The sequence below is a fragment of the Phaeobacter italicus genome, from assembly GCF_001258055.1.
Taxonomy (GTDB): Bacteria; Pseudomonadota; Alphaproteobacteria; order Rhodobacterales; family Rhodobacteraceae; genus Phaeobacter; species Phaeobacter italicus.
On sequence record NZ_CVRM01000035.1, the window covers coordinates 14,667 to 40,755 of the forward strand.

The following is a 26,089-nucleotide window of genomic DNA, read 5'->3' on the forward strand; positions in this document are numbered from 1 at the left end:
CAATGCACCATGAATCTCAGCATCCGCCAACTTCAGGCCTTTCGCGAAGTGATGCGCAGCGGATCAGTCTCTGAGGCCGCCCGGATTTTGGGCCGGACTCAGCCCGCAATCAGCGCCCTTATCGCCAATCTGGAGGCAGAGCTGGAGATCGCGCTGTTTCTGCGGCAGCGGGGCAAGATGGTCCCAACGCCCGAAGCGCAGTATTTCCTCGGCGAGGCAGAGGCCATCCTTGAGCGACTGAGCCTGTCAACGCGCACCATGCGGGAAATCGGCGCGCTGACGAAGGGCCGGCTGAACATCGCCTGCATGCCTGCCGCGGCAAACCTGCTGATGCCGCAGTTGTTGGGGGAATTCCTGCAGGACAAACCGGATGTGCGCGCCTCGCTGATGATGCGGGCCTCGCCGGTGATCGAGGAATGGGTGGCCTCCCAGCAATATGACATCGGTCTCGGCGAGACCCCCAAACCATCTGCAGCGATCCGGACGGTGGATTTTCGGATGGAATGCGTCTGCGCCCTGCCAGCAGGCGATCCGCTGGCGGCCAAGGACCAGATCGAAGCGCGCGATCTGTCGGGCAAACCGATGGCTGCGCTGCAGGAAGGCCACCCCAACCTGATAGCGACACTTGCGGCCTTTGATCAGCAGAAATCCCGGTTTGAGCACCGGTTTGAGCTGCGCACCTTTCATCCTGCCCTGACCCTGGTAGAGCGCGACCTTTGCTATTGCATCTGCGATCCGATCACTGCGGCGGGCTATCTCAATATCGCGCCCGGCCCCCGTCCGGTGGTGTTCCGGCCCTTTGCGCCGAATGTGATGCTTGATATCTCGATCATGCAACCGGCACACCGCCCGCCCTCTGCCTTGGCGGAAGAGTTTGTGAAACGGCTCAGTCAGGCGCTGGATGGTGTGGGGACGCTGTTGGCTGCTGATGCATCCTGACCCTAGGGGGCAGTCTCTTCGCTGTCATCCGCCGTCATCTGCGGATTGGCCCCCAGTTGATGCAACAGTCCCATGACCTCTTCCTGCCAGCCGATCTTGAGCCGCGATGCCAGCTGTGACAGAGGCCGGAAAATGGGAGAGACGATGGTGTATTCGTAGCGAAACCCATGCGCCATTCTGCGAAACACGACCTGACCACCGGTCATGCTGATCTCTTGCTCTGTAACGGCGGTCAGCGGGTCCACAACCGACAGGCAGCGCCCGGCGCTGATGAAGGGCATCATCGGCAGGAAGAACTGGCTGTCCAGAACGACATTGGCTTGTGCGCCCACCGCCTGCAACTGGGCCACGGTCTGTTTGTGGCTGATATGGGTGCTTTGCAAAAGCCCAAGCGGAACCCCGTCGAGATCCTCCCAGTCCGTTGTCTCTTTGGCGGCAAGGGGATGGTCGTGGGGCATTGCGCAGTAACAATCCGCCGAAATCGTCTCCTGGCGGAACGTCCCACGCGAAGGGGCCCGCCCGATCATATCTGCGAAACCGAAATCAATGCCCTGGGTCGCGGCCAGTTCCCGGATCTGGGGGGAGGTCCGCGACGACAATGAGACGTGGATTTCCGGGTTGTCCCCGACACTGCGGCTGACAAAGCGGGGAAACAAAAAGGTGGACGGCCCCGGCATGCAGGCAAGGTTGAGACTGCCGCGTTGTCCTGCCTGCAGGCTCTTCATTGTGCCGGTCACGCTGTTCACCCGGTCCAGGATCTCACGGGTTTCGGCATAGAGATACTGCGCCTCAGGCACCGGAACCAATTGTCTGCCACGCCGCTCAAACAATTGGAGGCCAAGGGTTTCTTCAAGGGACCGGATCGCCAGGCTGACCGCTGGCTGGGTGCGGCCCAGCTTTTCTGCCGCCTCCGACAAAGAGGCAGAGCTCATCACGGCACGAAAGGCGGTCATCTGAGACAGGTTCATGTGGCCTCCTGTTGGTGGGAAAAATCCCATCTTCATTCATAAGTCAAACTTTGCTTAAGTGAAGATATTAAAATTTGTATTTATCCAACCTCTATCCCATGATTAGGCGATAACGTGCCGGTGCACCAAGACCGGCCAACCAACAGGAGAGTTCAATGAGTTTCATTTCCCGACTGAGCGGCGCCGTTGCTGCGGTTGCCCTTCTGGCCGGAGCCGCAGCCGCCCAGAGCCCGACATTCTTCCGCATTGGTACAGGCAGTGCCGGTGGTACCTATTTCCCCATCGGTGGGACCATCGCAAACGGCATTTCCTCGCCACCCGGCGCGCGCCCTTGCGATCAGGGTGGTCAGTGTGGCGTTCCCGGCCTGATCGCGATTGCCCAATCCACCACTGCTTCTGTGTTCAACAACACCGCAGTTCAAAACGGCGAGCTGGAGGCCGGTATGGCAGCAGCCGACGTGACCCGCGCCATGTATCTGGGTGAGGGCAAGTTCGAGGGCAAGGCGCATCCGAAACTGCGCATCGTGGCAAATCTCTACCCCGAAGACCTGCACCTGGTGCTGCCCAAGGGCCAGTCTCTGGGCGATCTGGGTGATCTGGCAGAAAAACGTGTTGGCATCGCGCAGGCCGGCTCGGGCACGCAAGTCGCTGTGCTGCAGATGCTCGAAGCCTGGGGCGTCACCCGCGACAACATGGACGAAGCAGAGCTGAACAACAGCCAGTCCGCAGAACGGCTCGCGGATGGTCAGCTGGATGGCTACTTCTATGCCGCAGGCTGGCCGGTTTCCGCGATGGTGCAGCTTGCCACCACCAAGGGCATGGAACTGCACAGCTTCACGGATGAGGACCTGGCCAAGATCAACGAACTGATCCCTGCCTATATCCCCTCCAAGATCCCGGCCGGCGTTTACGAAGGCGTTGACTACGAGGTCAAGACCCCGGCGGTTTCGGCGCTTCTCGTGGTCTCCTCTGACCTGCCGGAAGAGCTGGTCTATGGCATCACTCAGGCGCTGTGGAACGACAACACCCGCAAGCTGCTCGACAATGGTCATGCCAAGGGCAAGCAGATCACCCCGGACACCGCGCTGGATGGCGTCGCCGCACTGGGCGTGCCGCTGCATGCTGGCGCCGAGAAGTTCTACAAGGAAGCCGGTCTGCTCGACTAAGACCGCGCGCACCTGAAAACCGACCCTCTCCCCCCGGGCGGTCGTCAGCCAATGACGCCGCCCGTTTTTTACTCCCTTGCATTCAGAAAGGTGAGCAATGAGCGACACATCGCACATTGAGGCGCGAGACCTCACCGCAGAAGAACTCGCCGCGATTGAAGAAAAATATGACGAAGGCGCTGCGACGCGTCAGGTCTCGGACGGGTTTGCGAAGTTCCTGCGATATGTCGCGCTGGCCTTTGCCACCTATCACTACCTGACAGCGGGCTTTGCCCTGCCGCCGGACTTCTGGCACATGGGCTGGCATCTGTCGGGGTTGTTCATCCTGACCTACGCGCTGTTTCCCCTGTTCAAATCCAAAGGCGACAAAGGGGCCAAAGGCGGCGCCTTCCGTCTGGGTGGGGTGCCCTATTTCGACATCCTTCTGATGATGCTTGGCACCGCATCTGCACTGTACCTGGGGTTTGCCTGGCATGGGGTTTGCCTGGCATGGGGTGCCTGCGCTTGGCATTGAAGAGCAGACCTTTCGCATGGGCAACCCCAACACCTACGACATGGTGTTTGGCTGCATCCTCATCCTGCTGGTTCTGGACATTGCCCGCCGCACGCTTGGCTGGATCCTGCCGCTCATCATCAGCGTGTTCATTGCCTATGCGCTGTTTGGCCCCTGGTTTCCGGGATTGCTGCAACATCCGGGTGTAAAGTTCCGCACCTTTGTGTCCTCGATGTATTTCCCGCAGGAAGGCATCTTTGGGGTCACTCTTTGGGTGGTGTCGACCATCGTGTTCCACTTTGTGCTGTTTGGCGTCATCGCGCAGCGCACCGGATTGGGACAGCTGTTCATCGACAACGCAACCATTCTGGCAGGCCGCTACACCGGTGGTCCGGCCAAGGTATCCGTGGTGTCCTCTGCCTTCTTCGGCACCATCTCCGGCTCATCGGTGGCCAACACCGTATCCACCGGAGCGCTGACAATTCCCAACATGAAACGTCTGGGCTATCCCGGCCATTTCGCAGGCGGGGTAGAGGCCGCGGCCTCGGCCGGGGGGCAGATCACGCCTCCGATCATGGGGGCTGCTGCCTTCATCATGGCCGAGTTCCTCGAGGTGCCCTACACCACCATCGTGATTGCGGCGATCTTCCCGGCGCTGTTGCATTATGTCGGCGTCTTTGCCGTCGTGCACCTGATGGCCCGTCGCCTTGGGCTCAAGGGGATGTCGGCCGAGATGCTGCCCAAATTGGGCGCAGTCTGGCGCGATGGTTGGGCCAATCTGGTGCCGCTTGTGGGGCTGCTGGCGGTGCTGTTTTCGGGCTACACCCCCTATATGTCGGCCTTCTGCGGCATTTCGCTTGCGCTGATTGCTGGCATGAGCCGTATCAAGACACCGGCAACCCTGATCTATCCGGCACTGTTTATCGGATTTGTGGTCTGGAAATATCTGGGCGGCGGGTTTGAACCGGGCATGTCGGCCCTTCTGGTGGCGGGCGCCGTGCTGGCCTGTTTTAATCCGCAGACGCGCACGACGTTGCCAGAGATGGCAGATACGCTGGAAACCGGTGTGAAATACGCGCTGGCTGTGGGCGCTGCGTCGGCGGCTGTGGGCATCGTGATCGGTGTCATCAACACAACCGGCGTTGGTTTCCGGATCGGCTTTATGGTGACACAGGCGGCGGCGAACCTTGGCTCTGACCTGCACGGGCTGTTTACGTTCGGCGCGTGGGAGCTGTTCTCGGTTGCCGATCTCACCCTGTTCATCAGCCTCGTTTTCATCGCAATTGCCTGCATCCTGATGGGGGCGGGCGTGCCGACCACGGCGCTTTACATCATGCTGGTCTCGGTGGCACAGCCTGCACTGGCGCAGCTGGGCATCCCGCCAATCGCGAGCCATATGTTCGTGCTCTACTACGGGGTCGTGGCCGAGATCACGCCGCCGGTCTGTACCTCTGCCTATGCAGCGGCGGCGATTGCGAACTCCAACCCCTTCCGCACTGGTCTGTCGGCCTTCTCGCTCGGGCTTGGCAAGGTGGTGGCGCCGATGGCCTTTGTCTATGCGCCTGTCTTGCTGTTCGTGTCCTCCACCGGGTTTGACCTGTGGGAGTTCACCTACACCGCCGCGAGCTGCATCGCCGGGGTGATCGCCCTGTCCGCAGCTGTGGTCGGCTACTGGCTGGCCCCGATGGGGGTGGCATTCAGGGTGTTGATGGCGATCGCGGGTCTGGTGTTCATCGCACCGTCCTTGCAGGCGGATCTCGTTGCCTTGCTGATCGCAAGCCCGGCAATCATCAGCCAGCTGGTGCAATCCCGCGCAGCCAAGGCACAGGCGGTCTGATTTGATGCAGGAACAGGTTATCGTCCTGGGCGCAGGGGCCATTGGCCTCTGCACTGCCCTCTCCTTGGCTGAACGCGGCCTCTCGGTGCGGCTGGTGGATCGTGGCGCGCCGGGGCAGGAGACATCATTTGGCAATGCCGGGGTGATTTCCCCCTGGTCCATCATTCCCCAGTCCATGCCAGGCACCTGGAAAAAGATCCCGGAAATGCTGTTTGGCAAATATCGCCCCCTCAGCGTGCGGCCGACCTACTGGCCGCGCATGGTGCCCTGGGGGCTGGAGTTCCTGCGTCACGGTCGCGCTGATCGGGTGCGCGAGATCTCCGACGGGATGGAAGCGCTCTGCATGCCCTCCGTTGATCTTTACCGCAGGCATCTGGCGGGCACCGGGCAGGAACATCTGGTCAAGGACAGCGCCTATGTCCACGCCTTTCGCCAGATCAACCCGGATGTGCTGACGTCGATTGACTACCGCATTCGGCAAGAAAAGGGGGCGCAGCTGGAACTGGTGGGCGCCGATCAGTTACGCCAGATCGAACCCGCCCTGTCGTCAGAGTTTCAGGCGGCTGTCCTGATCCACAATCAGGCCCGTGCCCTGTCGCCGGGCCGCATCATGGAAGTCCTCGCAGACAAGGCCCAAAGGCTGGGTGTCGAGATCCTGCGCCAGTCTGTCACTGCTCTGTTGCGAACGGAAACGGGCTGGACCGTCCAGTGCGATGGCGACACGCTCACAGGTGACAAGCTGGTCATCACTATGGGTGCCTGGTCGGCTGAACTGCTGAAACCACTGGGGATTTCTGTCCCGCTTGCGGCAGAGCGTGGCTATCACCTGGAATTTCAGGCCGCCGGGATCGAGTTGAACAATTCCGTCATGGACACAGACGCCAAGTTCGTCGCCAGCACGATGGAGGGCGGGCTGCGGGTGGCGGGTCAGGCTGAATTCGCAGCGGTCGACGCCCCCGTCGATCCCGCCAAGGAGGCGCGCATGCGCGCCCAGGCCAAGGCGGCATTCCCGGATCTGAACACAGAAACCGCAACCTTCTGGATGGGGCGTCGCCCTTCGTTTCCGGACAGCTTGCCGATGATTGGAGAGTTCCCCGATCATCCGGGCCTCTTTGCCGGGTTTGGCCATTCCCACTACGGGCTGATGATGGCGCCCAAAACGGGAGAGCTGCTGGCCGACATGCTGAGCGGAAGGGCCCCGAACCTTGATTGCCGCCCTTACGAAACGACCCGCTTTAACTGACCCTGAAACCCCAGAAGAAGAGGCATGATTGATGTCTGAAAACGTGATTGGTGTGCTGTGTCTGGACACCCATTTTGCCAAGCCGCCGGGCCATATCCGCTGTGTGAACAGCCAGCCGTTCAAGATCATGAAACACCTGGTGCGCGGCGCCACGATTGCAGAGCTTTTGGAGCGCCCGAGCCTTGAATTCTTTGCCCCGTTCATCGAAGGCGCCAAGGCGCTGGAACAGGCAGGCTGTGCTGCAATTACCGGCAGCTGCGGGTTCATGGCGCTCTACCAGAAGGAACTGGCCGAAGCGGTTTCCATCCCTGTGTTTTCCTCCAGTCTGATCCAGATCCCTCTGATGCATCAGATGGCAGGCGGCAAGGGCAGGGTCGGGGTCATCACTGCGCGCCAGTCTGCCCTGACCGATGCCCACTTCGAAGCCGTCGGTGCCGGGCACGTGCCGGTCGCGGTTGCAGGGATGCAGGACCAGCCCGAATTTTCCAGCGTGATCCTCAAGGATGAGAAAACCGACATCGACGCAGATCTGCTGGCAGAGGAGCTCTGCGCCGTGGGGCGGGATCTGGTGGCGCGCTATCCCGATGTGACCTCCATCGTGCTGGAATGCACGGATCTGCCGCCTTATGCGCACAAGCTGCAACAGGCGATCGGCCTTCCGGTGGCGGATCTGACAACCCTCTCTGCGATGGTGCATGGGATCGTGTCGCGGCAGGCCTACACCGGACAGCTTCAATACGACTGAGACCGCAGCAGGGCGCAATAGCCTGATCGCACCGACTGCATCACCAGCAACACAACAACGGGCCTGCGGGCCCGTTTTTCCTGTGCCCGCACAAATAGAGGATTGCTTGATAGCTGTATTTCGATAAAACGTGAAATATGGAAAAAATGATTCCCCTCCGCCTGTCTGTCCTTGGACACCCTCAGCGTCTCGCGGTGTTTCGGCTGCTTATGCGCCGTTTCCCCGATCGTGTGCCCGCTGGCGAAATCAGCACTGCACTTGATGTGAAACCCAGTACGTTGTCGTCCTATCTGTCTGCTTTGATGCAGGCCGGGCTGGTGACGCAGACCCGCGAGGGCACCTGGCTGTACTATCAGGTCGACATGGGCGGAATGCGCGAAACACTGGATGCGCTGATGCGCGACTGCTGCCGTGGCCGCCCAGAACTGTGCCTGCCGTCCACTTCGCCTCTGCCAGAGCCTGACAAGGCGCCGATGCCCAGCCGTCCCTATAATGTGCTGTTCATCTGCACCGGAAATTCGGCCCGTTCCATCATTGCCGAGTGTCTATTGCGCAGTGTCGGTGGAGGCCGCTTTGACGTCTATTCTGCCGGAACGCTGCCGTCCTCCAGACTGAACCCCTTCGCGCTCGAGGTGCTGCGCAGCAAGGGGCATGATCTCTCAGGCCTGCGCGCCAAAAACCTGGGGGAGTTCATGGGTGCAGATGCACCGCGCTTTGATTTTGTCTTTACCGTCTGCGATCAGGCCGCAAACGAGGAATGCCCCACCTGGGAAGGTCAGCCGATATCCGGCCATTGGGGCATGCCCGACCCGGTCAAGGCCGAGGGCACCGAGGCAGAGCGAAGCCTCGCGTTTCAGCAGGCCTACGGAACCCTGAAAAACCGGATCCTCGCCTTTGCGGCGCTGCCGCTGGCAGAACTGGACCGGATCTCATTGCAAAATGCGGTGGATGACATCGCCCGCAACCACTGACTGCGCCTGCAACCCAGCGCCGCTCAGGACAAAGGAATGAACATGACTGTATATGCTCTAAATGGCCTTGGCCGGATGGGAAAACTGGCCCTGAAACCGCTGCTGGAAAGCGGAGCGGAAATTGCCTGGATCAACGACGCGGTCGGCTCGCCCGAGATGCACGCGCATCTGCTGGAGTTCGACAGTGTTCATGGCCGCTGGCAGGCGGCGTTTTCTCATGATGCCGACAGCATTACCATCGACGGCACCCGCCTGCCGGTCCATTGCACACAGCGCATCGAGGATCTGCCGCTTGAAGGTGTCGATGTGGTCATCGATTGCACCGGTGTCTTCAAGACCGAGGCAAAGCTGGCGCCTTATTTCGACGCGGGCGTCAAAAAGGTCGTCGTCTCAGCCCCGGTCAAGGACGGGGATGCGGCCAATATTGTCTATGGCGTCAACAACGACGTCTATGAACCGGCCCGCCATCGCATCGTGACCGCAGCGAGCTGCACCACCAACTGCCTGGCCCCGGTGGTGAAGGTTCTGCACGAGGAAATCGGGATCAAACATGGGTCGATCACCACGATCCATGATGTGACCAACACCCAGACCATTGTGGACCGTCCGGCCAAGGATCTGCGCCGCGCGCGGTCGGCTCTGACTTCGCTGATCCCGACCACGACGGGCTCTGCCACCGCGATCACGCTGATCTACCCGGACCTCAAGGGCAAGCTGAACGGCCATGCTGTACGGGTTCCGCTGCTCAATGCCTCGATCACCGATTGCGTTTTTGAACTGGACCGCGCGACCACCGCGGAAGAGGTGAACGCCCTGTTCAAGGCCGCCGCCGAAGGCCCGCTGGCCGGTATCCTCGGATATGAAGAACGCCCGCTGGTGTCGGCGGACTACACCAATGACACCCGCTCCTCGATTGTGGATGCACTATCGACCCTGGTGGTGAACGGCACACAGGTGAAGGTTTACGCCTGGTATGACAATGAAATGGGGTATGCCCATCGTCTGGTCGATGTCGCCCGCATGGTGGGTGACAGCCTGTGACACCGGCCCCCAAAACAGCCGAGCCCACAAAGGGGCTGTCGGCCTATGTGGCGGTGACCGCAGCCTATTGGGCCTTCATGCTCACCGATGGGGCGCTGCGGATGCTGGTTTTGCTGCATTTTCACACGCTGGGCTTCAGTGCGGTGCAGCTGGCCTATCTGTTTGTGCTGTATGAAGTCGCGGGCATGGTCACCAACCTGTCGGCGGGCTGGCTCGCCGCCCGGTTTGGTCTGACCACGACACTCTATGCCGGGCTCGCGCTGCAGGTCGCCGCGCTTCTGGCGCTGTCACAGCTGGATCCCAGCTGGCAGATCGCAAGCTCCGTCGTATTTGTGATGGTGGTGCAGGGGCTTTCCGGCGTTGCCAAGGATCTGGCAAAGATGGCCTCCAAATCTGCGGTCAAGCTGCTCGCCCCCAAGGAGGGCGATGGCCTGTTTCGCTGGGTGGCAGTCCTCACTGGCTCCAAGAACGCGGTCAAGGGGCTTGGCTTTCTTTTGGGCGCGGCTCTTTTGGCCACGGTTGGCTTTACCGGGGCCACGCTGGCTATGGCCGCTGTGCTGGCAGCGATCCTTCTTGCGGTGGGGCTGGCAATGCCGTCCGGTTTGCCCGCCGGGCGCAAGGGTGCCAAATTCTCGGAAGTCTTCTCCAAGTCCGCAAATATCAACTGGCTGTCTGCCGCCCGCGTCTTTCTGTTTGGGGCGCGGGATGTGTGGTTCGTGGTTGGCATTCCGGTCTATTTCTACGCGGTGCTTTCAGATGGCAGTGAGGCGGGCAATCGCGCGGCCTTTTTCATGATCGGGACGTTCATGGCGGTCTGGATCATCTTTTACGGGGCCATTCAGGCTGCGGCTCCACGGCTGTTGCGCGCCGCCCAGCGTAGCGAGGCAGACCTGATCGCCGCAGCCCGCAACTGGACCGCGCTGCTCGCGATTGTCCCTGCCGCGCTTGCCCTTGCCGTGCTGCAGGCCGGTGCGCCCGCCATGTGGCTGACAGTGCTGCTGGTGCTGGGGCTGATGGTGTTTGGCGGCCTGTTTGCAGTGAATTCCTCCCTCCATTCCTATCTGATCCTTGCCTTCTCAAAGGAGGAGCGCGTGACAATGGATGTGGGGTTTTACTACATGGCCAACGCGGGCGGGCGCCTGTTGGGCACGGTTCTGTCAGGGTTGACCTATCAACTCGGCGGGGTGCCTGCCTGCCTTGGGACAGCGGCGGCAATGGTTGCCGTCAGCGCGCTGGCAGCGGGGCGGCTCAATGACACCACAGAACGGAGCCACCCGGCATGAGCATCTTTGAACGCTATCTCAGCCTCTGGGTCGCGCTGGCAATGGTGGCGGGGATCTGCCTGGGCAATGTGGCGCCCGGGCTGGTCGCCGCCATCGCCGCAGCCGAGATCGCCAGCGTCAATCTGGTGGTTGCGGTTCTGATCTGGGCGATGGTCTATCCGATGATGATCGGCGTCAATCTCGCCAGTCTCAAGGACGTCGCCCGTCAACCCAGGGGGCTGGCCATCACGCTTGTGGTGAACTGGCTGATCAAACCCTTTTCGATGGCGGCGCTGGGCGTGCTGTTCTTCGAGGTGGTCTTTGCCCCCTTCATCGCGCCCGCTGATGCGCAGCAATATATCGCGGGACTGATCCTTTTGGGGGCAGCGCCCTGCACCGCAATGGTCTTTGTGTGGTCACAGCTCACCAAGGGGGACGAGAGTTACACGCTCCTGCAGGTGTCGGTGAATGATGTGATCATGGTCGTGGCTTTTGCCCCCATCGTGGCATTCCTGCTGGGTGTCACCGATATCGAGGTGCCGTGGAGCACGCTGATCCTGTCGGCGGTGCTGTTCGTGCTGCTGCCGCTTCTGGCTGGCCTGTGGACACGACAGCGTCTTGCGCACCAGGATCGGATCGATGGGTTTCTAGCCGCGGTCAAACCGCTGTCGGTCGTCGGTCTGATCGCAACCGTGGTGATCCTGTTCGGGCTACAGGGGCAGGTCATCGTAGAGCGCCCGACCGTGATCGCAATGATTGCAGCGCCGATCCTGATCCAGAGCTATGGGATCTTTCTGATCGCCTATGGCGCGGCCTATGCGCTGCGGGTGCCGCATCGGATTGCAGCCCCTTGTGCGCTGATTGGCACATCGAACTTCTTCGAGCTGGCCGTGGCCGTCGCCATCAGCCTTTTCGGCCTCAACTCCGGCGCAGCCCTTGCAACGGTCGTGGGTGTGCTGGTCGAAGTGCCTGTGATGCTCACCCTTGTGGCGCTGGCCAACCGCACCCGCCACCGGTTTGACACGCAAGGCGCAACAACTCGCCGCCGCACGCCGTTATGACGGGACACAGGCGCCCCAAGCCGAGGGGCGCCTGATCTGCATCAGCCTTCGGCGCGTTTCATGGCCTGATGTTCATCCTCGACCAGACCAATTTTCCAATAGCCCGAGATATAGGTATCTGCGCGCGCCAATGCCTTTTCCTGATGCAGAAAGGCCCGCAGCGAACGGATGACACCGGACTCCCCGGCGATGCAGGTCTGCACCCGCCCGTCTGGCCAGTCCAGCGAGCGGATCAGCCGCTCCTGCTGGTCAGAGGCGTTCAGCGGATCGGGATGAACCAGCCAATGCATTTCAATGCTCGCAGGTGCGTCAATGTCCTGCCGGTCAGCCGCATCGGTGATTTCGAAGATGGCGACACCTTTGGCATCGCGTGGCATCGCCTCCAGCGTTGCGGCCGCCACCGGCAGGGCAGAAGGATCCGCCGCCACCAGATACCAATCTGCGTCAAACTGCGCGACCTTCACAGGGCCGGGACCCGCAAAGCCAAGAAAATCACCCGGCTGCGCGTGATGGGCCCAACGTGATGCCGGGCCAGTGTCACCATGAGCCACGAAATCAATGTCCATTTCCTGCAGATCTGGGCGGTAATGGCGCACCGTGTAGGTCCGGCGCAGGGGCTGCTGGCCGCCCTGAAGCCGCGCAACAAACTCCTCCCGGCTTTCGCCCGGCTCGGGCAGCATCAGCTTGCAGTTGGCCCCCTCCCGCCCTTCTGGCAGCCCTGCCAGTTCAGGCCCGGCAAAGGTCACGCGGATCATGTTGGGGGTCAGCCGATAGGCTGTCTTGACGGTCAGGATGCGGGGCAGGGGGCGCGGGGGCTTGGGCTGAGACGGGGCAGAATGGGCGTGTGTCATGCGGAAATCCTTAAACCTGACTAATAAAGTCAGAAATAAGCGGGCACCATCCACGATGCAAGCTGCCCATCGCATAGGCAGGTGCACAGGTTGCTCTGCAGGATCGCACAGGGGCTCAGGAATTGCCCTTTGCCGCCGACAGAGAGCTGTCTAGTCTATCAGTGAAACGCCCACCCACCGGAGAGCTCGAATGGCTGACAGATCAAAAAACGCGCCACTGCGGCTGGCTCTTGTTGCGCATGACGCCAAAAAGGATGCGCTTGTCAGCTGGGTGCAGGCCCATGCCAGGGATCTGACCAAGGCAGAGCTGTTTGCCACCGGCACCACGGGGGGACGTATCCTTGACCTGTTGCCGGATTTGAATCTGACGCGGTTGAAAAGCGGCCCGCTGGGCGGCGATCAGCAATTGGGCGCGATGATCTGCGAAGGGCGGCTGGACGGGTTGTTCTTCTTCATCGACCCGATGTCACCCATGCCCCACGATGTCGACGTCAAGGCGCTCAGCCGATTGGCCATCGTCTATGACCTTCCTTTTGCCAACAGCCCAAGCACGGCCGACTTTGTCTTGCGGGGGCTGATCGCGGATCACACGGCGGGCTGATCCGCAACTTTGCGCGGGTCGCGGCGCATTTTTTGCAACCTACTGTTATCGTTCGATTTATTCTGAATAATTCGGCCTCCGCTGCCAATCTGGGGCCGCCAAATGGGGCGATCTGCGCGCATCCCGCGCAAATAAGACGTTAAAATTGTAGCGGCCTTGGAACGGAAACCCATCTGGCGTGTTGTCCCCCCAAGACCTTCACTGAATGAACGTGAGCCACCCCAGAACTTGCTTTGGGCCCCCCTGCCACCGGCAGTGGATCGGATCGTTTCGGCCAAGACGTTCATTCCCGATTTTGACGGAGTGCCGAGTATGCGACCTGTTATTGCACTGCTGACGCCACCAGAACACCCCACCGGCGAGGCCCGCCTTCTGGCTGCTGCCCTGCGCCTGGCGGGGGCGCGAGTAGTCAAACAGCCCTGGACGCAACCGATCGACCGCGACTACGTCGATGGCATCGTGATCGTCGGCAGCGAGGTGGCCGAGCAGCCAGAAATCACCGCTGACAACGTGGTGCCCTTTGCCCAGTTCCAGAGCCACGGCTGGTCCGTTGTCCTGCCTCCGCATCTGCTGGATCTGCTGCGTCACGACAGCGGCAGCCAGATCCCGGTCCTTGCGGTCAATGGCGGGTGCCAGTGGCTCAATCTGGCGCGGGGTGGCAGCATCTACAATGACGCCGCAGCCTTCTACGGGGTGGATCTCGACACCCGGCTGATGGCCCGGCAAGAGGTTTCTCTCATCAGCACCAGCGGCCTGCGTCGCGTGATGGACCGGCTGGAACTGGAGGTGAACTGCACCGTCAATCAGGCCGTCAGCGTTCTGGGTCGGGGGCTTCAGGTCGTGGGGCGCGACAGCAAGGGAATGATCCAGGCCGTCGAAGACCCTCACCACGCGTTCTTTGTGGGTGTTCAATGGGCGCCGGAATACCTGCTGCACAAACGGGCGCAGCGTCGTCTTCTTCGGGCTTTCGTGCGGGCAGCATCTGCCATCGAAACCGACGCAGAGGTGCCGCATCAGGATCAGCGCACCGGCTGAGACGCCGCACATTCAACCAAACAAAGCAAAAGCGCCCGGATCTCTCCAGGCGCTTTGGTGTTTTCAGTGTTTGGCCGGATCAGCCGATGATCGCGTTCAGCGTCGCGCTTGGGCGCATGATCGCTGCGGTCTTGGCCGGATCGGTGTGGTAGTAGCCACCCAGATCAGCCGCCTGACCCTGAACCGCCGCCAATTCGGCCAGAATGGCCTCTTGCTTGGCCGCCAGCTCAGCCGCGATGGGGGCGAAATGTGCCGCCAGTTCGGCATCATCACCCTGCGCAGCCAGTGCTTCGGCCCAGTAACGGGCGAACCAGTAGTGGCTGGCACGGTTGTCCGGCTCACCCACCTTGCGCGAGGGCGAGCGGTTGTGATCCAGAATGCCCTGTGTCGCCGCCTCTGCAGCGGCACCCAGCACACCGGCCTTGGCGTTGCCCTTGCTGTCGGCGAGGAAGTTCAGCGATTCCCCGAGGGCGCAGAACTCACCCATGGAATCCCAGCGCAGGTGGTTTTCTTCGACCAGCTGCTGCACGTGCTTGGGGGCCGACCCGCCCGCACCGGTTTCAAACAGACCGCCGCCGTTCATCAGCTTGACGATCGACAGCATCTTGGCCGAGGTGCCCAGTTCCAGGATCGGGAACAGGTCGGTCAGATAGTCGCGCAGCACGTTGCCGGTGATGGCGATGCTGTCCTTGCCTGCGGTGATGGTTTTCAGCGACTGGGCTGTCGCCTCACGCGGGGCGAGGATCTGGAACAGGTCGGATTTGCCTGCCGCTTCCAATGCGGGCTTCACATACTTGATCAGCTCGGCGTCATGGGCGCGGTTTTCGTCCAGCCAGAAGATCGCCTCGGAACCGGTCAGACGCTGACGATCCATCGCCAGTTCGATCCAGTTCTCGATCGGGGCCTTCTTCACGGTGCAGGAACGCCAGATATCACCCGCTTCGACCTCGTGGGAATGCAGCGTTTCACCATTGGCCAGCACGATGCGGATGGTGCCATCGGCAGGCGCTTCAAAGGTGGTCGGATGCGAGCCGTACTCTTCGGCTTTCTGTGCCATCAGGCCAACGTTCGCGACGGAACCCGCAGTGGTCACATCCAGCGCGCCGTTGGCTTTGAAGAAGTTGATGGTCTCGTCATAGACGGTGGAATAGCAGCGGTCGGGGATCACGCAGTTGGTGTCGCCCTTGGCGCCGGTCTCGTCCCAGCCCTTGCCGCCTGCACGGATCACCGCAGGCATCGAGGCGTCGATGATCACATCCGACGGCACGTGCAGGTTGGTGATGCCCTTGTCGCTGTCGACCATATACATGGACGGACGGTCCAGTGCGGCGATCTCTGCCTTGATCTCGGCGGCGTTGTCCATGCCGTCGATGGTCGCCAGAACCGCGCCCAGACCCGAGTTCGCAGACCCGCCAGCCGCTTCGATGGCTGCGCCGTGCTTGTCCCAGACCGGACCCAGCCATGCCTTTACCGCGTGGCCAAAGATGATCGGGTCAGAGACCTTCATCATGGTGGCCTTCATGTGCAGCGAGAACATGGTGCCGTCTGCTTTGGTGTCTTCGATCGCGTCCTTGAGGAAGGACGACAGCGCCTTGGCCGACATGAAGGTCGCATCCGCAACGGTGCCTTCTTCCAGCGGCCAGCTGTCTTTCAACACGGTGACTGTGCCATCCTTGCCGACGAATTCGATCTTCGCGGTGCCGGCCTGTGCGGCAGAAATGGTGGCAGAGACTTCGTTGGCGTAGAAATCATTGCCCGGCATAGAGGAGACTTTGGTCTTGCTGTCAGCAGACCATGCGCCCATCGAATGGGGGTTGTTCTGGGCAAAGTTCTTTACGGCCTTGGCAGAGCGACGGTCAGAGTTGCCTTCGCGCAGCACCGGGTTCACCGCCGACCCCTTGATGGTGTCATACCGCGCACGGATCTCTTTTTCTGCGTCGGTCGCCGGATCCGCCGGATAATCAGGCAGCGCAAAACCCTGCGCCTGCAGTTCCTTGATGGCCGCGGTCAGCTGCGGCACCGATGCAGAGATGTTCGGCAGCTTGATGACATTTGCCTCGGGGGTCTTCACCAGTTGGCCCAGCTCTGCCAGGTCATCGCTCTGACGCTGCTCGTCGCTCAGGGCTTCGGGGAAGGTCGCAAGGATACGGCCAGCCAGCGAAATGTCCTTGGTCCCGACGGAGACGCCCGCCGCTGCGGCAAAGCTGCGGATGATCGGCAGCAGCGAGGCGCTGGCCAGCTCGGGGGCTTCGTCTACGATGGTATACAAAATGTCGGGGGTCGAATTTTCTGCCATATTCCACAACCTTTTTTCAGCGATATCGGAAACTGGGGTGAGCGATCAGCCGCTGCACCTGATGGATGGGCGCCGTTGCCTGACCCGTGGGGTCTGTCAAGCGGGGGACGCGGACCAGCCATAGGGGCGGTGCGGATCTGTCCCGCAGGGGAAACGGACATATATACGGTCCCCCATGTAAATCAGCTGAGCCGCGGGCGCAATTGCCTGCTTGGGGTAAGAGGGCCGCATATTGCCGCGCTTTTGAGTTTATCGCGGGTTTTCTGCGCCGATTGGCTCCAATTTGCGCGCTGATGACACGGATTTGCGACTCACTGCCTGCGATGGGCGGGCGGGCAGGGGAGGGTTTGCCTCCGTTGACGGCCCGGCGTGGCTCTGTCACTTCTGCTGCTCAGCCCCGCAAGATCTCCCCGCCCCGCAGCGGGCCGAAACCGCCAGCCAAGACGCCCGCAAAAGGACACCGCCCTGCATGACCCGCCTGCGCTTTCTGCATTGTTCTGATCTCCATCTGGGCAAGAGGTTTGGCCAATTCGACGAAGACACCCGCGCCGCGCTCCAGCTGGCCCGTCAGGCCAGCCTTGCCCGCCTGGCAGAGATCGCAGTGACTGAACAGGCGGGCCATGTGCTGATTGCGGGGGATCTCTTTGATACAGAAACGCCGTCGTCGCGGGTGATCCGTCAGGCGCTTGCTGCGATGGGCGGGGCAGATGGCGTCGCATGGTGGATCATTCCCGGCAATCACGACAGCGGCGCAGCCGAGCCCCTGTGGGCTGAAATGGCGCGCCACAAGCCGGACAATGTGCACCTGTTGATGACGGCCGAGCCGGTCGAGATGGCGCCGGGGGCCGTGCTTTTGCCTGCGCCCTGTCTGCACCGGTTTGCAGGGCATGACCGCACGGTCTGGATGGACACCGCCGCCACAGCAGACGGCCAGCTGCGCATCGGCTTGGCCCACGGCGCGGTGCTTGATTTCGACCGCGACCAGAACGGCGCTGACACCATAACCAGCAATCGCGCCGCCAGTGCCCGGTTGGATTATCTCGCGCTTGGCGATTGGCATGGGCGGTTCACCTTGGATGCGCGCAGCCAGTATCCCGGCACGCCAGAGCGCGACCGCTTCAAACACCCCGGTCGCGGCAGCTGTCTTTTGGTCGAATTGTCCCAACCCGGCGCGCCACCCGAGGTGAAGGAGATCCCGGTGGGCCAGTTCGACTGGCAGGATCTGGCGCTGGAGCTGAGCCCGACACAGGACATCACGGCAGAGCTGATGCGCGTCTTGCCGCAGGATCGCAGCACGTGGGGGGAAACGCTGGTGCGGCTGCGCGCGCGCGGCTGGGTGCGGGCGGATCAGCGCATCACCCTGATGCAACAGGTCCAGGACCACGCCCCCGCCTTTCGCCATCTCGACCTCGACACCTCCGGGCTGCGGGTCGAACACCGGGCCGAGGATCTCGACCAGATCGCCACAACCGGTGCGCTGCGTGCCGCGGCAGAGGTTCTGTTGCGCGACAGCCAGGATGTGGCGCAGTCACAGGACAGCCGCGATGTCGCTGCGGCTGCGCTCAACCGGCTTTATGCCTTTGTGCGAAAGGACGCCGAATGAGACTGACCTCGATCCGGCTGCAAAACGTCCGACGCTTTACCGACCCGGTGGAAATCAACGGCATCGCGCCCGGCCTCAACCTGCTGAGCGCGCCAAACGAACAGGGCAAATCCACCATTTTTGACGCGCTGCATGCACTGTTCTTCAAGGATGCAAAATCCTGGGACAAGGACGTGCGCGCGCTGGCGCCCCACGCCGGAGGGGACCCCGAGATCGAAGTCACGCTCAGCCATCGGGATGTTGACTATCGCGTGGCCAAGCAATTCACCAAATCTGCAGGCAAGGGCAGCGTGCGGGTCTGGCAGGGCGGGACGCTCCTGCATCAGGCTGATGCCGCCGAGGCCTGGCTCAGGGATCTGATCACCTCGCCCAAGGACGATGGCCCGGCTGCGATGCTCTGGGTGCGGCAGGGGCTGACCGATTTCTCCGACGCCAAGGAAACACTGGGCGCACGTCGCGACCTGATGTCGTCGCTGAGTGGCGAAATCGGCGCAGTCACCGGCGGTCAGCAGATGGAGAGCCTCCGCCGCGAGATCCGCGCCGAACTTGACCGGCTGGTGACCAAACAGGGTCGCGCCCGCGCCAATGGCCCGCTGGCAGAGGCCGAAACCCGTTTGGCCGAACTGACAGAGCGTCGCGATACATTGGCGGCACAGGTGCGAGAGCTGCGCGACCAACTGGATCAGCGTCAGGCCCTGCGCCGCGAAGAGGCAGAGCTGCAGGATCCCGACGAACAGCGCGCCCGCCAGCAGCGCCTGGACGAGGCCGAGGCAGCATTGACCACAGCCGAGCGCCATCGCGAAAAATGCGAACAGGCCATCCGCGGACTTGATCTGGCGCGGGTGCGGCTTGATCAGGCGATTGGCCGCATTGAGACGCTGACAGCGCGTCTGACCGATCACGCCCGCGCCAAGGACGCCGTGCAGACAACCTCCACCGCACAGGAGCGCGCGGCGACAACCGCTCAGACCGCGACGCAAGAACTGCAGCTGGCCGAAGACGCAGCAAGGGCGGCACAGGACAGGGTCACAGCGGCAGGCAAGGCGGTTGCCGATGCGCTGCAGGCCGAAAATGCCCGCCTGTCAGCCGGGCGCAGGCGCGAACTGACGGCGCAGCTGGCAGAATATGACAAATTGCAGGCGGCGATGGCGGCAGACCGCAGGCTGGCGGCGCAGGGCCCGGATGCCCAATGCCTCACGCGGCTTGAACAGCAGGCCCAGGCGGTGGCCTTGGCCCGTCATGCCCGTGCGGCATCGGCGGCAACCCTGTCTGTGCGGTATTACGCGGGGGCAGATCCCGTGCTGACACTGGATGGCACTGTGCTTTCCGACGGGGCAGAGGTCGCGCTGACCGATACCGCAACGCTGGATGTGCCGGGTCTGGCCGCGCTGACAGTGCAGCCCGCCCGCACCGGGGACAGCGATGCCCTGCCACAGGCCGAAAGCGCGTTGGCGGAGGCCCTGCACGCGGCCGGGTTTGATACGTTGGACGCGGCCCGTGCCGCGCATCTGACCCGCAGCGAAGCCGCCAGTCGCCTCAAGGAGGCCGAAGCCACCCTGCGCGCCCTTGCTCCCGACGGGCGGGAGGCCTTGGTCGCCAAACTGGATGCACTGCCCGCAGCCCCCGCTGATGCCGAGGGGACAGAGGCGGATCGCAGCGGGCTGGAGGCGGAACAGGCAGAGGCGCAACAGGCGCTGACGCAGGCCCAGGCCACGGTAACCAAAGCACGGCACACCCAGGCCAGCGCACAGGAGGCGGCGCAACTGGCCCGCGCGCGCGCCGAGGCGGCACTGACCGAATTGGAACGCACCGCGCAGGTGCTGGGAGACAACGCCACCGCGCGCGCCACCCTCGCAGAGCTGGAGGCCGACCGCCCAAAGCTGACAGAGGATGTGCACAGCGCCCAGGCAGAGCTCGAGGGGCTCTTGGCCTCAGCCCCCGATCTGGATCAGGCGCGTGCCGCAGCGCAGCGGGCCCGCTCGGTGCAGGCAACAGCCCAGGCGCGGCTGCAGGTTATCGCCCGTGATCTTGCGGTGCTCGACAGCCGCATCGAAACCCACGCCAGCCACGCCGTCGAGGAAGAGCTGGCAGAGGTGCAGGATCTGCTCGCGGTGCAGGAAAAAGCCCATGCCGCCGTGACTTTTGAGGTGGCGACGCTACAGCGGCTCGATCAGGCGCTTGAGGCGGCACAGGACGGGGCGCAGGCCCAGTATCTTGGCCCGCTGATGGGCGAACTCGCCCCGCTTCTGCGCAGGCTCTGGCCCGAGGCGGAATTGCAGGTAGATGCCGACAGCGTCCTGCCCAGCCAGCTCGCACGGGGGGCAACAGAAGAAAGCCTGACCCAGCTGTCGGGCGGAACGCAGGAACAGCTGGCGCTGCTGGTCCGGCTGGCCTTTGCGCGGCTTCTGGCGCAGTCCGGTCAGGGCATTCCGGTCATTCTGGATGATGCGCTGGTCTACACCGATGACGCCCGGATCGAGGCCCTATTTGACGCGCTCACCCTGCAGGCAAGCGATCTGCAGATCCTGGTCTTTTCCTGCCGCCAGAAGAGCTTTCGCAATCTCGGCGGCACCGCACTGGCGATCCGCCCCGTTGATGGGGGCTGATCCTAGTCTCGCAGCTCGTCCGGGGCCACGCCCCACAGCTTTTCCTTGGGCGCCCAGCCGCGATAGCCACCGGCAGAGATCGAACACCAATCAAGGTGGCATTTGCCAAGGCGTGCAACGACGCCCATTTCAAAGGCTGCAGTGACCGGGGCATTCACTTCGGGACGGGCGCGGACGGTCAGCATGTCTTCCTCGACCAGCACGGTGCGCGCCCCCGACAGCAACGCATAATGCACCCAGCCGCCCGCACCATCGCGGTCGCGGACCCGTCGCCAATGGCCGTATTCGGCGGTGATCTCCAGCGGCATGCCGCGACGTTTGAACACCCAGTCGATCTTATGGGTAAGCGAGGGGCCACGGCGCACGTTGCCCTCGGCGGCTTTCATCGACACGAAACGGGGCAGGGGCAGATTGGTCACCGGCCCCCGGGCTTCCTTGGCCTCGGCCACGCCGGGTGCGGCTGCGCCGCCAAAACCTGCAAGGGTCACGCAAAATGCGGCCAACGCGGACCGCAGAAAAGATGCCTTCGTTGTGTTCACTGCCTGCTCGCTTCTTTCTGACGCTGTGTCATGCCTGCTGTGACCGGTCTGGCTGATGGGGGTGCGGGTTTCTTATGTGAGGGACGCAACCGCCCCGGTGATCTGCCCGCGATCTGCGTCCGGGTCTGCACCTTTGCCTGAAAGAAAACCTCGTCAGATGGACCGGTGCGCGGGATGGTTCTTGTGCCTGCCCGCGTCCTGAGCCACGATGCCAAAAGGAACAGGAATTGCAATGGTGAGGGAGACCAGCAGTGGCAAGAGAACGTCTGAGTGTTGTCGTAACGCGACGGTTGCCGGAACCGGTGGAAACCCGGCTCAGCGAATTGTTCGATGTGCGTCTGCGCGACGATGACACCCCCATGAGCCGGGCCGAGCTGACCGCCGCAGTCAAAGACGCCGATGTGCTGGTGCCAACCGTCACCGACACCATCGATGCAGGTCTTCTGGGCCAGGCCGGAGAGCGGCTGAAGCTGATCGCCAACTATGGCGCAGGTGTGGATCATATCGACGTCGCCACCGCCCGCCAGCGCGGCATTCTGGTGTCCAACACCCCGGGCGTTTTGACGGATGACACTGCCGATATGGCGATGGCGCTGATCATGGCCGTTGTGCGCCGCATCCCCGAAGGGCTCGCCATCATGCAGAAAGGCGACTGGGAAGGCTGGTCGCCCACGGCGCTATTGGGCGGGCGTCTGGCCGGGCGTCGTCTGGGGATTCTCGGCATGGGGCGCATCGGTCAGGCTGTGGCGCGCCGCGCCGGGGCCTTTGGCATGCAGGTGCATTACCACAACCGCCGCCGCCTGCGCCCTGAGATCGAAGAGCGGTTCGAGGCCACCTATTGGGAAAGCCTCGATCAGATGGTGGCCCGTATGGATGTGATTTCCATCAACTGCCCCTCGACCCCCTCGACCTTTCATCTGATGAACGCCCGCAGGCTCAAGCTGCTGAAACCCGACGCGGTGATCGTCAACACATCCCGCGGAGAGGTGATCGACGAACACGCGCTGACCCGGATGTTGCGGGCCGGTGAAATCGCGGGGGCCGGGCTCGACGTGTACGAGCACGGCACGGACATCAACCCCCGCCTGCGCGAGCTGGAAAACGTGGTGCTGCTTCCGCATATGGGGTCTGCCACCATCGAAGGCCGCCTTGAGATGGGCGAAAAGGTGCTTTTGAACATCAAGACCTTCGAAGACGGCCACCGACCGCCGGATCAGGTTGTGCCCTCGATGTTGTGAGGACGCGGCAGCAGTGGCCCTTTGCGGGGATCCGCCGGTGATGTGGATCCGCGCATGGGGCCTTGCCCTTTTCCCTTCTCAGCGCGGAATTCTCCTCTAAGGTGAATGGCATCATATTTGCTGTCATTTCACAAAAATCAGGGAGAGGATCATGCGCTATTCAGCCGTTGTTTTGGGGATGCTCGCCGCCGGTGCCACTGCAGGCGCCGCCATGGCGCAGGAGGCCGCCGACGCCGTTGCCCCGGAAGGTGCCGCTGCAACCGTTGCGGCAGAGTTTTCCGACATCAGCCCAGAGGTCGCCGCCGCATTGCAGGCCAAGGCCGCAGGGACACCGGTGCAGGCCGACAACTGGATGGTGGCCGCGGCCAATCCTCATGCGGTTGCCGCCGGGGCCAAGGTGCTGAAGGCAGGTGGCACGGCCGCAGATGCGATGGTCGCCGTGCAAAGCGTGCTGGGTCTGGTAGAGCCGCAATCCTCGGGCCTTGGCGGTGGTGCGTTTCTGGTCTGGTATGATGCCAAAACCGGCGAAGTGACCACGCTGGATGGTCGCGAAACCGCGCCGCTGGCGGCCACGCCACGTCTGTTTCAGGACGAAAACGGCGAACCGATGAAGTTCTTTGATGCCGTTGTCGGCGGGCGCTCTGTCGGCACGCCGGGCACACCTGCCTTGATGGAGGCCGCGCACCGGCGCTGGGGACAGGCCAACTGGCCCAGCCTGTTCGAGGACGCGATTGCGCTGGCTGATGGCGGCTTTAGCGTGTCGCCGCGTCTGGCCGGTCTGATCGAACGCGACGCTGACCGCCTGTCGCGCTGGCCTGAGACCGCCGCCTATTTCCTGCCGGGTGGAACACCCTTGGCAGAGGGGGCAACCCTCACCAACCCCGCCTATGGCGACACGCTGCGCCATATCGCCCGCGATGGCGCGCAGGGGTTCTATACCGGTCCCGTCGCAGAGGCGATCACCTCTGCAGTGCGCGGGGCAGAGGGAAATCCGGGGCTGCTGTCGGCGATGGATCTGGCTCTCTATCAGGTCAAGGAACGCCCCGCCGTCTGTGTCACCTACCGCGCATTCGAGGCCTGTGGCATGGGGCCGCCGTCTTCCGGGGCGCTGACCGTGGGCCAGATCCTCGGCATGTTGGGCAACTATGATCTCGCAGCCCTTGGCGCTGACAATCCCGAGGCCTGGCGGCTGATCGGCGATGCTTCGCGTCTCGCCTTTGCGGATCGTGGCCGCTACATGGCAGACAGCGATTTCGTCCCAATGCCGACCAAGGGCTTGGTGGCACAGGACTATCTGGCTGACCGGGCAAACCTGCTGTCGGGGGACGATGCGCTGCCCGAGGTGGCACCGGGCAATCCCGCCTTTGATCACGCCCTGAATTTTGCAGATGACGAGTCGATCGAATTTCCCTCGACCTCGCATATCTCCATCGTGGATCAATACGGCAACGTCCTGTCGATGACGACAACCATCGAAAACGGCTTTGGCTCGCGGGTGATGGCGGCGGGGTTCCTGTTGAACAACGAACTGACCGATTTCTCCTTCCGGACGCATCGCGACGGGGTGCCGATTGCCAACCGGCTTGAACCGGGCAAGCGGCCGCGTTCCTCCATGGCGCCGACCATCGTTCTGAAGGACGGCAAACCCGCGCTGGCGGTCGGCTCGCCCGGTGGCAGCCGCATCATCGGCTATGTGGCAAAGACCATCGTCGCCTGGGCTGACTGGGGGATGGATGTCCAGCAGGCCGTCGGCCTGCCGCATCTGGTCAACCGCTTTGGCACCTATGATCTTGAAGCCGGCACCGAGGCCACAGCCCTTGAACAGCCGCTGAGCGAGATGGGGTTTGAGGTGAACACCCGCGATCTGACCTCAGGCCTGCATGTGATCGAAATCGGTGAAGGGCTGAAAGGCGCCGCCGATCCCCGCCGCGAGGGTATCGCTCTGGGCGGTTGACTTGGGGGCAGACTGGGCGGCTGATCTGCGCCCCACCTGCCTCTTGCCCGCCCCCGGCCAGCGGGGGCGGGCCATCTGACGCTGGTGCAGCGGTAAATCTCCGACAGCCTGCGGGATACCCGCTACTGGGTATTGCCCAACCCCATTGCCGGACCTTAGGTTAACAGGTGAAATGTCCGGCCCATCCAGCCGGGCCTGAGGGGGGAGACAGAACCATGGTGCAAGCCACCACATTGCCGCGCAACGAGGCGGGAATCGCCGCTGCCATCGACACATTGAAAGCGCGGTTTGGCGACCAGCTGCAGACGGGCCAAGCGATCCGCGAACAGCACGGCCACACCACCACCTGGATCACCAATCAGGCCCCCGATGCGGTGGTCTTTCCCACCTCAGCCGCAGAGGTAAGCGAGATCGTCAAGACCTGCGCCGAACATGGCGTTCCGGTTATCCCCTTTGGCACCGGCACCTCGCTGGAGGGACACGTCAACGCGCCCGCAGGCGGGATCTGCATCGACATGATGAAAATGGACAAGATCCTCGCCGTGCACCCAGAGGATCTGGATGTGGTGGTGCAGCCCGGTGTGACCCGTGAGCAGCTCAATACCTATCTGCGCGATCAGGGCCTGTTCTTTCCCATCGATCCCGGTGCCAATGCCTCGCTCGGGGGCATGGCCGCAACCCGTGCCTCTGGCACCAATGCCGTGCGCTACGGCACGATGAAGGACAATGTTCTGGCGCTTGAGGCAGTGATGGCCGACGGTGGCGTGATCCGCACTGCGCAACGGGCCCGAAAGTCGTCGGCAGGCTATGACATGACCCGGCTGCTGGTCGGCAGCGAAGGCACGCTTGGCCTCATCACCGAACTCACCCTGCGCCTGCAGGGCATCCCCGAGGCGATCCGCTCGGCGCGTTGTGCCTTCAACAGCGTCGATGATGCCTGCCGCGCGGTGATGATGACCATTCAATACGGCATTCCCGTGGCTCGCATCGAACTGCTGGATGCGCTCAGCGTGCGCGCAGCCAATGCCTATTCCGGTCTCAACCTGCCCGAGGTGCCGCTGCTGCTGCTGGAGTTCCACGGCTCCGACGCCGGTGTGGTCGAGCAAACGGATATGTTTGCCTCCATCGCAGAAGAGTTCGGAGGCTTTGACATCGCAGCCACCTCCACCGCCGAGGAGCGCAGCAAGCTGTGGCAAGCGCGCCATGACATGTACTGGGCCTGCCTGCAGCTGCGACCCGGCGCCAAGGGCATCTCTACCGACGTGTGCGTGCCGATCTCCCGTTTGGCGGAATGTGTCAGCGCCGCACGGGCCAAAGCCGAAGACATGGGCCTGCTGGCGCCGATGGTGGGCCATGTGGGCGATGGCAATTTCCACGCCTTGCTGCTGATCGACATGGACAGCGCAGAAGAGCGCGCAAAGGCAGACACCTACGTCGGCTGGCTAAACGAGCTGGCAATCTCGATGGAGGGCACCTGCACGGGCGAACATGGCATCGGGCAGGGCAAACGCCCCTACCTGACACAAGAGCTGGGCGACACCACCCGCTACATGGCCGCGATCAAGGCAGCGCTGGACCCGGAAAACATCCTCAACCCCGGCAAGATCCTGGAAATGTGACCCGCCTGCTGCGCCAACAGG

General features: G+C 62.7%; 21 protein-coding genes. 17 read left to right on the plus strand and 4 right to left on the minus strand.

The window, feature by feature from the left end:
* The first annotated feature begins 9 nt into the window (after positions 1-9).
* Complete coding sequence (locus NIT7645_RS17085) at positions 10-939, plus strand: LysR substrate-binding domain-containing protein (protein ID WP_037303074.1); 930 nt, start codon at positions 10-12, stop codon at positions 937-939.
* 2 nt (positions 940-941) lie between these two features.
* Here NIT7645_RS17085 and NIT7645_RS17090 read toward each other — a convergent pair whose 3' ends face one another.
* Positions 942-1,907, minus strand: coding sequence for a LysR family transcriptional regulator (locus NIT7645_RS17090; protein ID WP_008559586.1), 966 nt, complete (start codon positions 1,905-1,907; stop codon positions 942-944).
* A gap of 155 nt (positions 1,908-2,062) precedes the next feature.
* Here NIT7645_RS17090 and NIT7645_RS17095 point away from each other — a divergent pair, with 155 nt between their 5' ends.
* From NIT7645_RS17095 to arsB, 9 genes are all read left to right on the plus strand, one after another.
* The gene (locus NIT7645_RS17095; protein WP_050687641.1) at positions 2,063-3,073 is read left to right on the plus strand and encodes a TAXI family TRAP transporter solute-binding subunit; all 1,011 of its coding nucleotides are present in this window, start codon (positions 2,063-2,065) and stop codon (positions 3,071-3,073) included.
* Between the two features lie 97 nt (positions 3,074-3,170).
* Entirely contained in the window at positions 3,171-3,587 is a 417-nt protein-coding gene (locus NIT7645_RS19810) for a hypothetical protein (protein ID WP_306316145.1), read from the plus strand.
* A 40-nt stretch (positions 3,588-3,627) separates the two neighbouring features.
* A complete protein-coding gene (locus NIT7645_RS17100) occupies positions 3,628-5,403 on the plus strand; it encodes a TRAP transporter permease (RefSeq protein ID WP_306316146.1) in 1,776 nt (591 codons plus the stop codon).
* A 4-nt stretch (positions 5,404-5,407) separates the two neighbouring features.
* Entirely contained in the window at positions 5,408-6,646 is a 1,239-nt protein-coding gene (locus tag NIT7645_RS17105; protein WP_008561119.1) for an NAD(P)/FAD-dependent oxidoreductase, read from the plus strand.
* A 31-nt stretch (positions 6,647-6,677) separates the two neighbouring features.
* Positions 6,678-7,391, plus strand: coding sequence for an aspartate/glutamate racemase family protein (locus NIT7645_RS17110; RefSeq protein ID WP_008559299.1), 714 nt, complete (start codon positions 6,678-6,680; stop codon positions 7,389-7,391).
* A gap of 137 nt (positions 7,392-7,528) precedes the next feature.
* A complete protein-coding gene (locus NIT7645_RS17115) occupies positions 7,529-8,362 on the plus strand; it encodes a metalloregulator ArsR/SmtB family transcription factor (protein ID WP_050687643.1) in 834 nt (277 codons plus the stop codon).
* Positions 8,363-8,404: 42 nt separating this feature from the next.
* Positions 8,405-9,403 carry an ArsJ-associated glyceraldehyde-3-phosphate dehydrogenase gene (locus NIT7645_RS17120; RefSeq protein WP_037303075.1) on the plus strand — a complete coding sequence of 333 codons (999 nt, stop codon included), beginning with the start codon at positions 8,405-8,407 and terminating at the stop codon, positions 9,401-9,403.
* Positions 9,400-10,686 carry an organoarsenical effux MFS transporter ArsJ gene (arsJ, locus tag NIT7645_RS17125; RefSeq protein ID WP_008560688.1) on the plus strand — a complete coding sequence of 429 codons (1,287 nt, stop codon included), beginning with the start codon at positions 9,400-9,402 and terminating at the stop codon, positions 10,684-10,686. The genes NIT7645_RS17120 and arsJ overlap by 4 nt, the downstream gene beginning before the upstream one ends.
* Positions 10,683-11,726: an ACR3 family arsenite efflux transporter gene (arsB, locus tag NIT7645_RS17130; protein WP_008560336.1), complete on the plus strand. Its 1,044-nt coding sequence runs from the start codon at positions 10,683-10,685 to the stop codon at positions 11,724-11,726. Before arsJ ends, arsB begins: the two co-directional genes overlap by 4 nt.
* A gap of 41 nt (positions 11,727-11,767) precedes the next feature.
* On the opposite strand, the gene NIT7645_RS17135 is transcribed toward arsB, so the two are convergent.
* Complete coding sequence (locus tag NIT7645_RS17135; RefSeq protein ID WP_008560058.1) at positions 11,768-12,577, minus strand: siderophore-interacting protein; 810 nt, start codon at positions 12,575-12,577, stop codon at positions 11,768-11,770.
* Positions 12,578-12,767: 190 nt separating this feature from the next.
* Here NIT7645_RS17135 and NIT7645_RS17140 point away from each other — a divergent pair, with 190 nt between their 5' ends.
* Together NIT7645_RS17140 and NIT7645_RS17145 are read left to right on the plus strand one after the other, a co-directional pair.
* Positions 12,768-13,178 (plus strand): methylglyoxal synthase, encoded by a 411-nt coding sequence (locus tag NIT7645_RS17140; protein ID WP_008560630.1) that lies wholly within the window; start codon positions 12,768-12,770, stop codon positions 13,176-13,178.
* A gap of 312 nt (positions 13,179-13,490) precedes the next feature.
* Positions 13,491-14,213: a gamma-glutamyl-gamma-aminobutyrate hydrolase family protein gene (locus NIT7645_RS17145; protein ID WP_050673950.1), complete on the plus strand. Its 723-nt coding sequence runs from the start codon at positions 13,491-13,493 to the stop codon at positions 14,211-14,213.
* 79 nt (positions 14,214-14,292) lie between these two features.
* Here NIT7645_RS17145 and NIT7645_RS17150 read toward each other — a convergent pair whose 3' ends face one another.
* Positions 14,293-16,509, minus strand: a complete 2,217-nt coding sequence (locus NIT7645_RS17150) for an NADP-dependent isocitrate dehydrogenase (protein ID WP_008560188.1) — start codon at positions 16,507-16,509, stop codon at positions 14,293-14,295.
* Between the two features lie 469 nt (positions 16,510-16,978).
* Between NIT7645_RS17150 and NIT7645_RS17155 the strand changes: the two genes are divergently transcribed.
* On the plus strand, positions 16,979-18,112 hold the full coding sequence (locus NIT7645_RS17155) for a metallophosphoesterase family protein (protein WP_008559163.1): 1,134 nt from the start codon (positions 16,979-16,981) through the stop codon (positions 18,110-18,112).
* Positions 18,109-20,718, plus strand: coding sequence for an AAA family ATPase (locus NIT7645_RS17160; protein WP_008563226.1), 2,610 nt, complete (start codon positions 18,109-18,111; stop codon positions 20,716-20,718). Before NIT7645_RS17155 ends, NIT7645_RS17160 begins: the two co-directional genes overlap by 4 nt.
* A gap of 2 nt (positions 20,719-20,720) precedes the next feature.
* Here NIT7645_RS17160 and NIT7645_RS17165 read toward each other — a convergent pair whose 3' ends face one another.
* On the minus strand, positions 20,721-21,257 hold the full coding sequence (locus NIT7645_RS17165; RefSeq protein WP_008561729.1) for an SH3 domain-containing protein: 537 nt from the start codon (positions 21,255-21,257) through the stop codon (positions 20,721-20,723).
* Between the two features lie 251 nt (positions 21,258-21,508).
* Between NIT7645_RS17165 and NIT7645_RS17170 the strand changes: the two genes are divergently transcribed.
* The 3 genes from NIT7645_RS17170 to NIT7645_RS17180 all read left to right on the plus strand — a co-directional run bounded on the left by NIT7645_RS17170 (position 21,509) and on the right by NIT7645_RS17180 (position 26,068).
* On the plus strand, positions 21,509-22,495 hold the full coding sequence (locus NIT7645_RS17170) for a 2-hydroxyacid dehydrogenase (RefSeq protein WP_008561080.1): 987 nt from the start codon (positions 21,509-21,511) through the stop codon (positions 22,493-22,495).
* 151 nt (positions 22,496-22,646) lie between these two features.
* A complete protein-coding gene (ggt, locus tag NIT7645_RS17175; protein WP_008561479.1) occupies positions 22,647-24,449 on the plus strand; it encodes a gamma-glutamyltransferase in 1,803 nt (600 codons plus the stop codon).
* 215 nt (positions 24,450-24,664) lie between these two features.
* Positions 24,665-26,068 carry an FAD-binding oxidoreductase gene (locus tag NIT7645_RS17180; RefSeq protein ID WP_050673945.1) on the plus strand — a complete coding sequence of 468 codons (1,404 nt, stop codon included), beginning with the start codon at positions 24,665-24,667 and terminating at the stop codon, positions 26,066-26,068.
* Positions 26,069-26,089 lie beyond the last annotated feature (21 nt).

Coding starts and splice junctions, on each gene's coding strand:
- NIT7645_RS17085 (WP_037303074.1), top strand. CDS start 10: ATGAATCTCAGCATCCGCCAACTTCAGGCCTTTCGCGAAGTGATGCGC.
- NIT7645_RS17090 (WP_008559586.1), bottom strand. CDS start 1,907: ATGAACCTGTCTCAGATGACCGCCTTTCGTGCCGTGATGAGCTCTGCC.
- NIT7645_RS17095 (WP_050687641.1), top strand. CDS start 2,063: ATGAGTTTCATTTCCCGACTGAGCGGCGCCGTTGCTGCGGTTGCCCTT.
- NIT7645_RS19810 (WP_306316145.1), top strand. CDS start 3,171: ATGAGCGACACATCGCACATTGAGGCGCGAGACCTCACCGCAGAAGAA.
- NIT7645_RS17100 (WP_306316146.1), top strand. CDS start 3,628: ATGGTGTTTGGCTGCATCCTCATCCTGCTGGTTCTGGACATTGCCCGC.
- NIT7645_RS17105 (WP_008561119.1), top strand. CDS start 5,408: ATGCAGGAACAGGTTATCGTCCTGGGCGCAGGGGCCATTGGCCTCTGC.
- NIT7645_RS17110 (WP_008559299.1), top strand. CDS start 6,678: ATGTCTGAAAACGTGATTGGTGTGCTGTGTCTGGACACCCATTTTGCC.
- NIT7645_RS17115 (WP_050687643.1), top strand. CDS start 7,529: ATGGAAAAAATGATTCCCCTCCGCCTGTCTGTCCTTGGACACCCTCAG.
- NIT7645_RS17120 (WP_037303075.1), top strand. CDS start 8,405: ATGACTGTATATGCTCTAAATGGCCTTGGCCGGATGGGAAAACTGGCC.
- arsB (WP_008560336.1), top strand. CDS start 10,683: ATGAGCATCTTTGAACGCTATCTCAGCCTCTGGGTCGCGCTGGCAATG.
- NIT7645_RS17135 (WP_008560058.1), bottom strand. CDS start 12,577: ATGACACACGCCCATTCTGCCCCGTCTCAGCCCAAGCCCCCGCGCCCC.
- NIT7645_RS17140 (WP_008560630.1), top strand. CDS start 12,768: ATGGCTGACAGATCAAAAAACGCGCCACTGCGGCTGGCTCTTGTTGCG.
- NIT7645_RS17145 (WP_050673950.1), top strand. CDS start 13,491: ATGCGACCTGTTATTGCACTGCTGACGCCACCAGAACACCCCACCGGC.
- NIT7645_RS17150 (WP_008560188.1), bottom strand. CDS start 16,509: ATGGCAGAAAATTCGACCCCCGACATTTTGTATACCATCGTAGACGAA.
- NIT7645_RS17155 (WP_008559163.1), top strand. CDS start 16,979: ATGACCCGCCTGCGCTTTCTGCATTGTTCTGATCTCCATCTGGGCAAG.
- NIT7645_RS17160 (WP_008563226.1), top strand. CDS start 18,109: ATGAGACTGACCTCGATCCGGCTGCAAAACGTCCGACGCTTTACCGAC.
- ggt (WP_008561479.1), top strand. CDS start 22,647: ATGCGCTATTCAGCCGTTGTTTTGGGGATGCTCGCCGCCGGTGCCACT.
- NIT7645_RS17180 (WP_050673945.1), top strand. CDS start 24,665: ATGGTGCAAGCCACCACATTGCCGCGCAACGAGGCGGGAATCGCCGCT.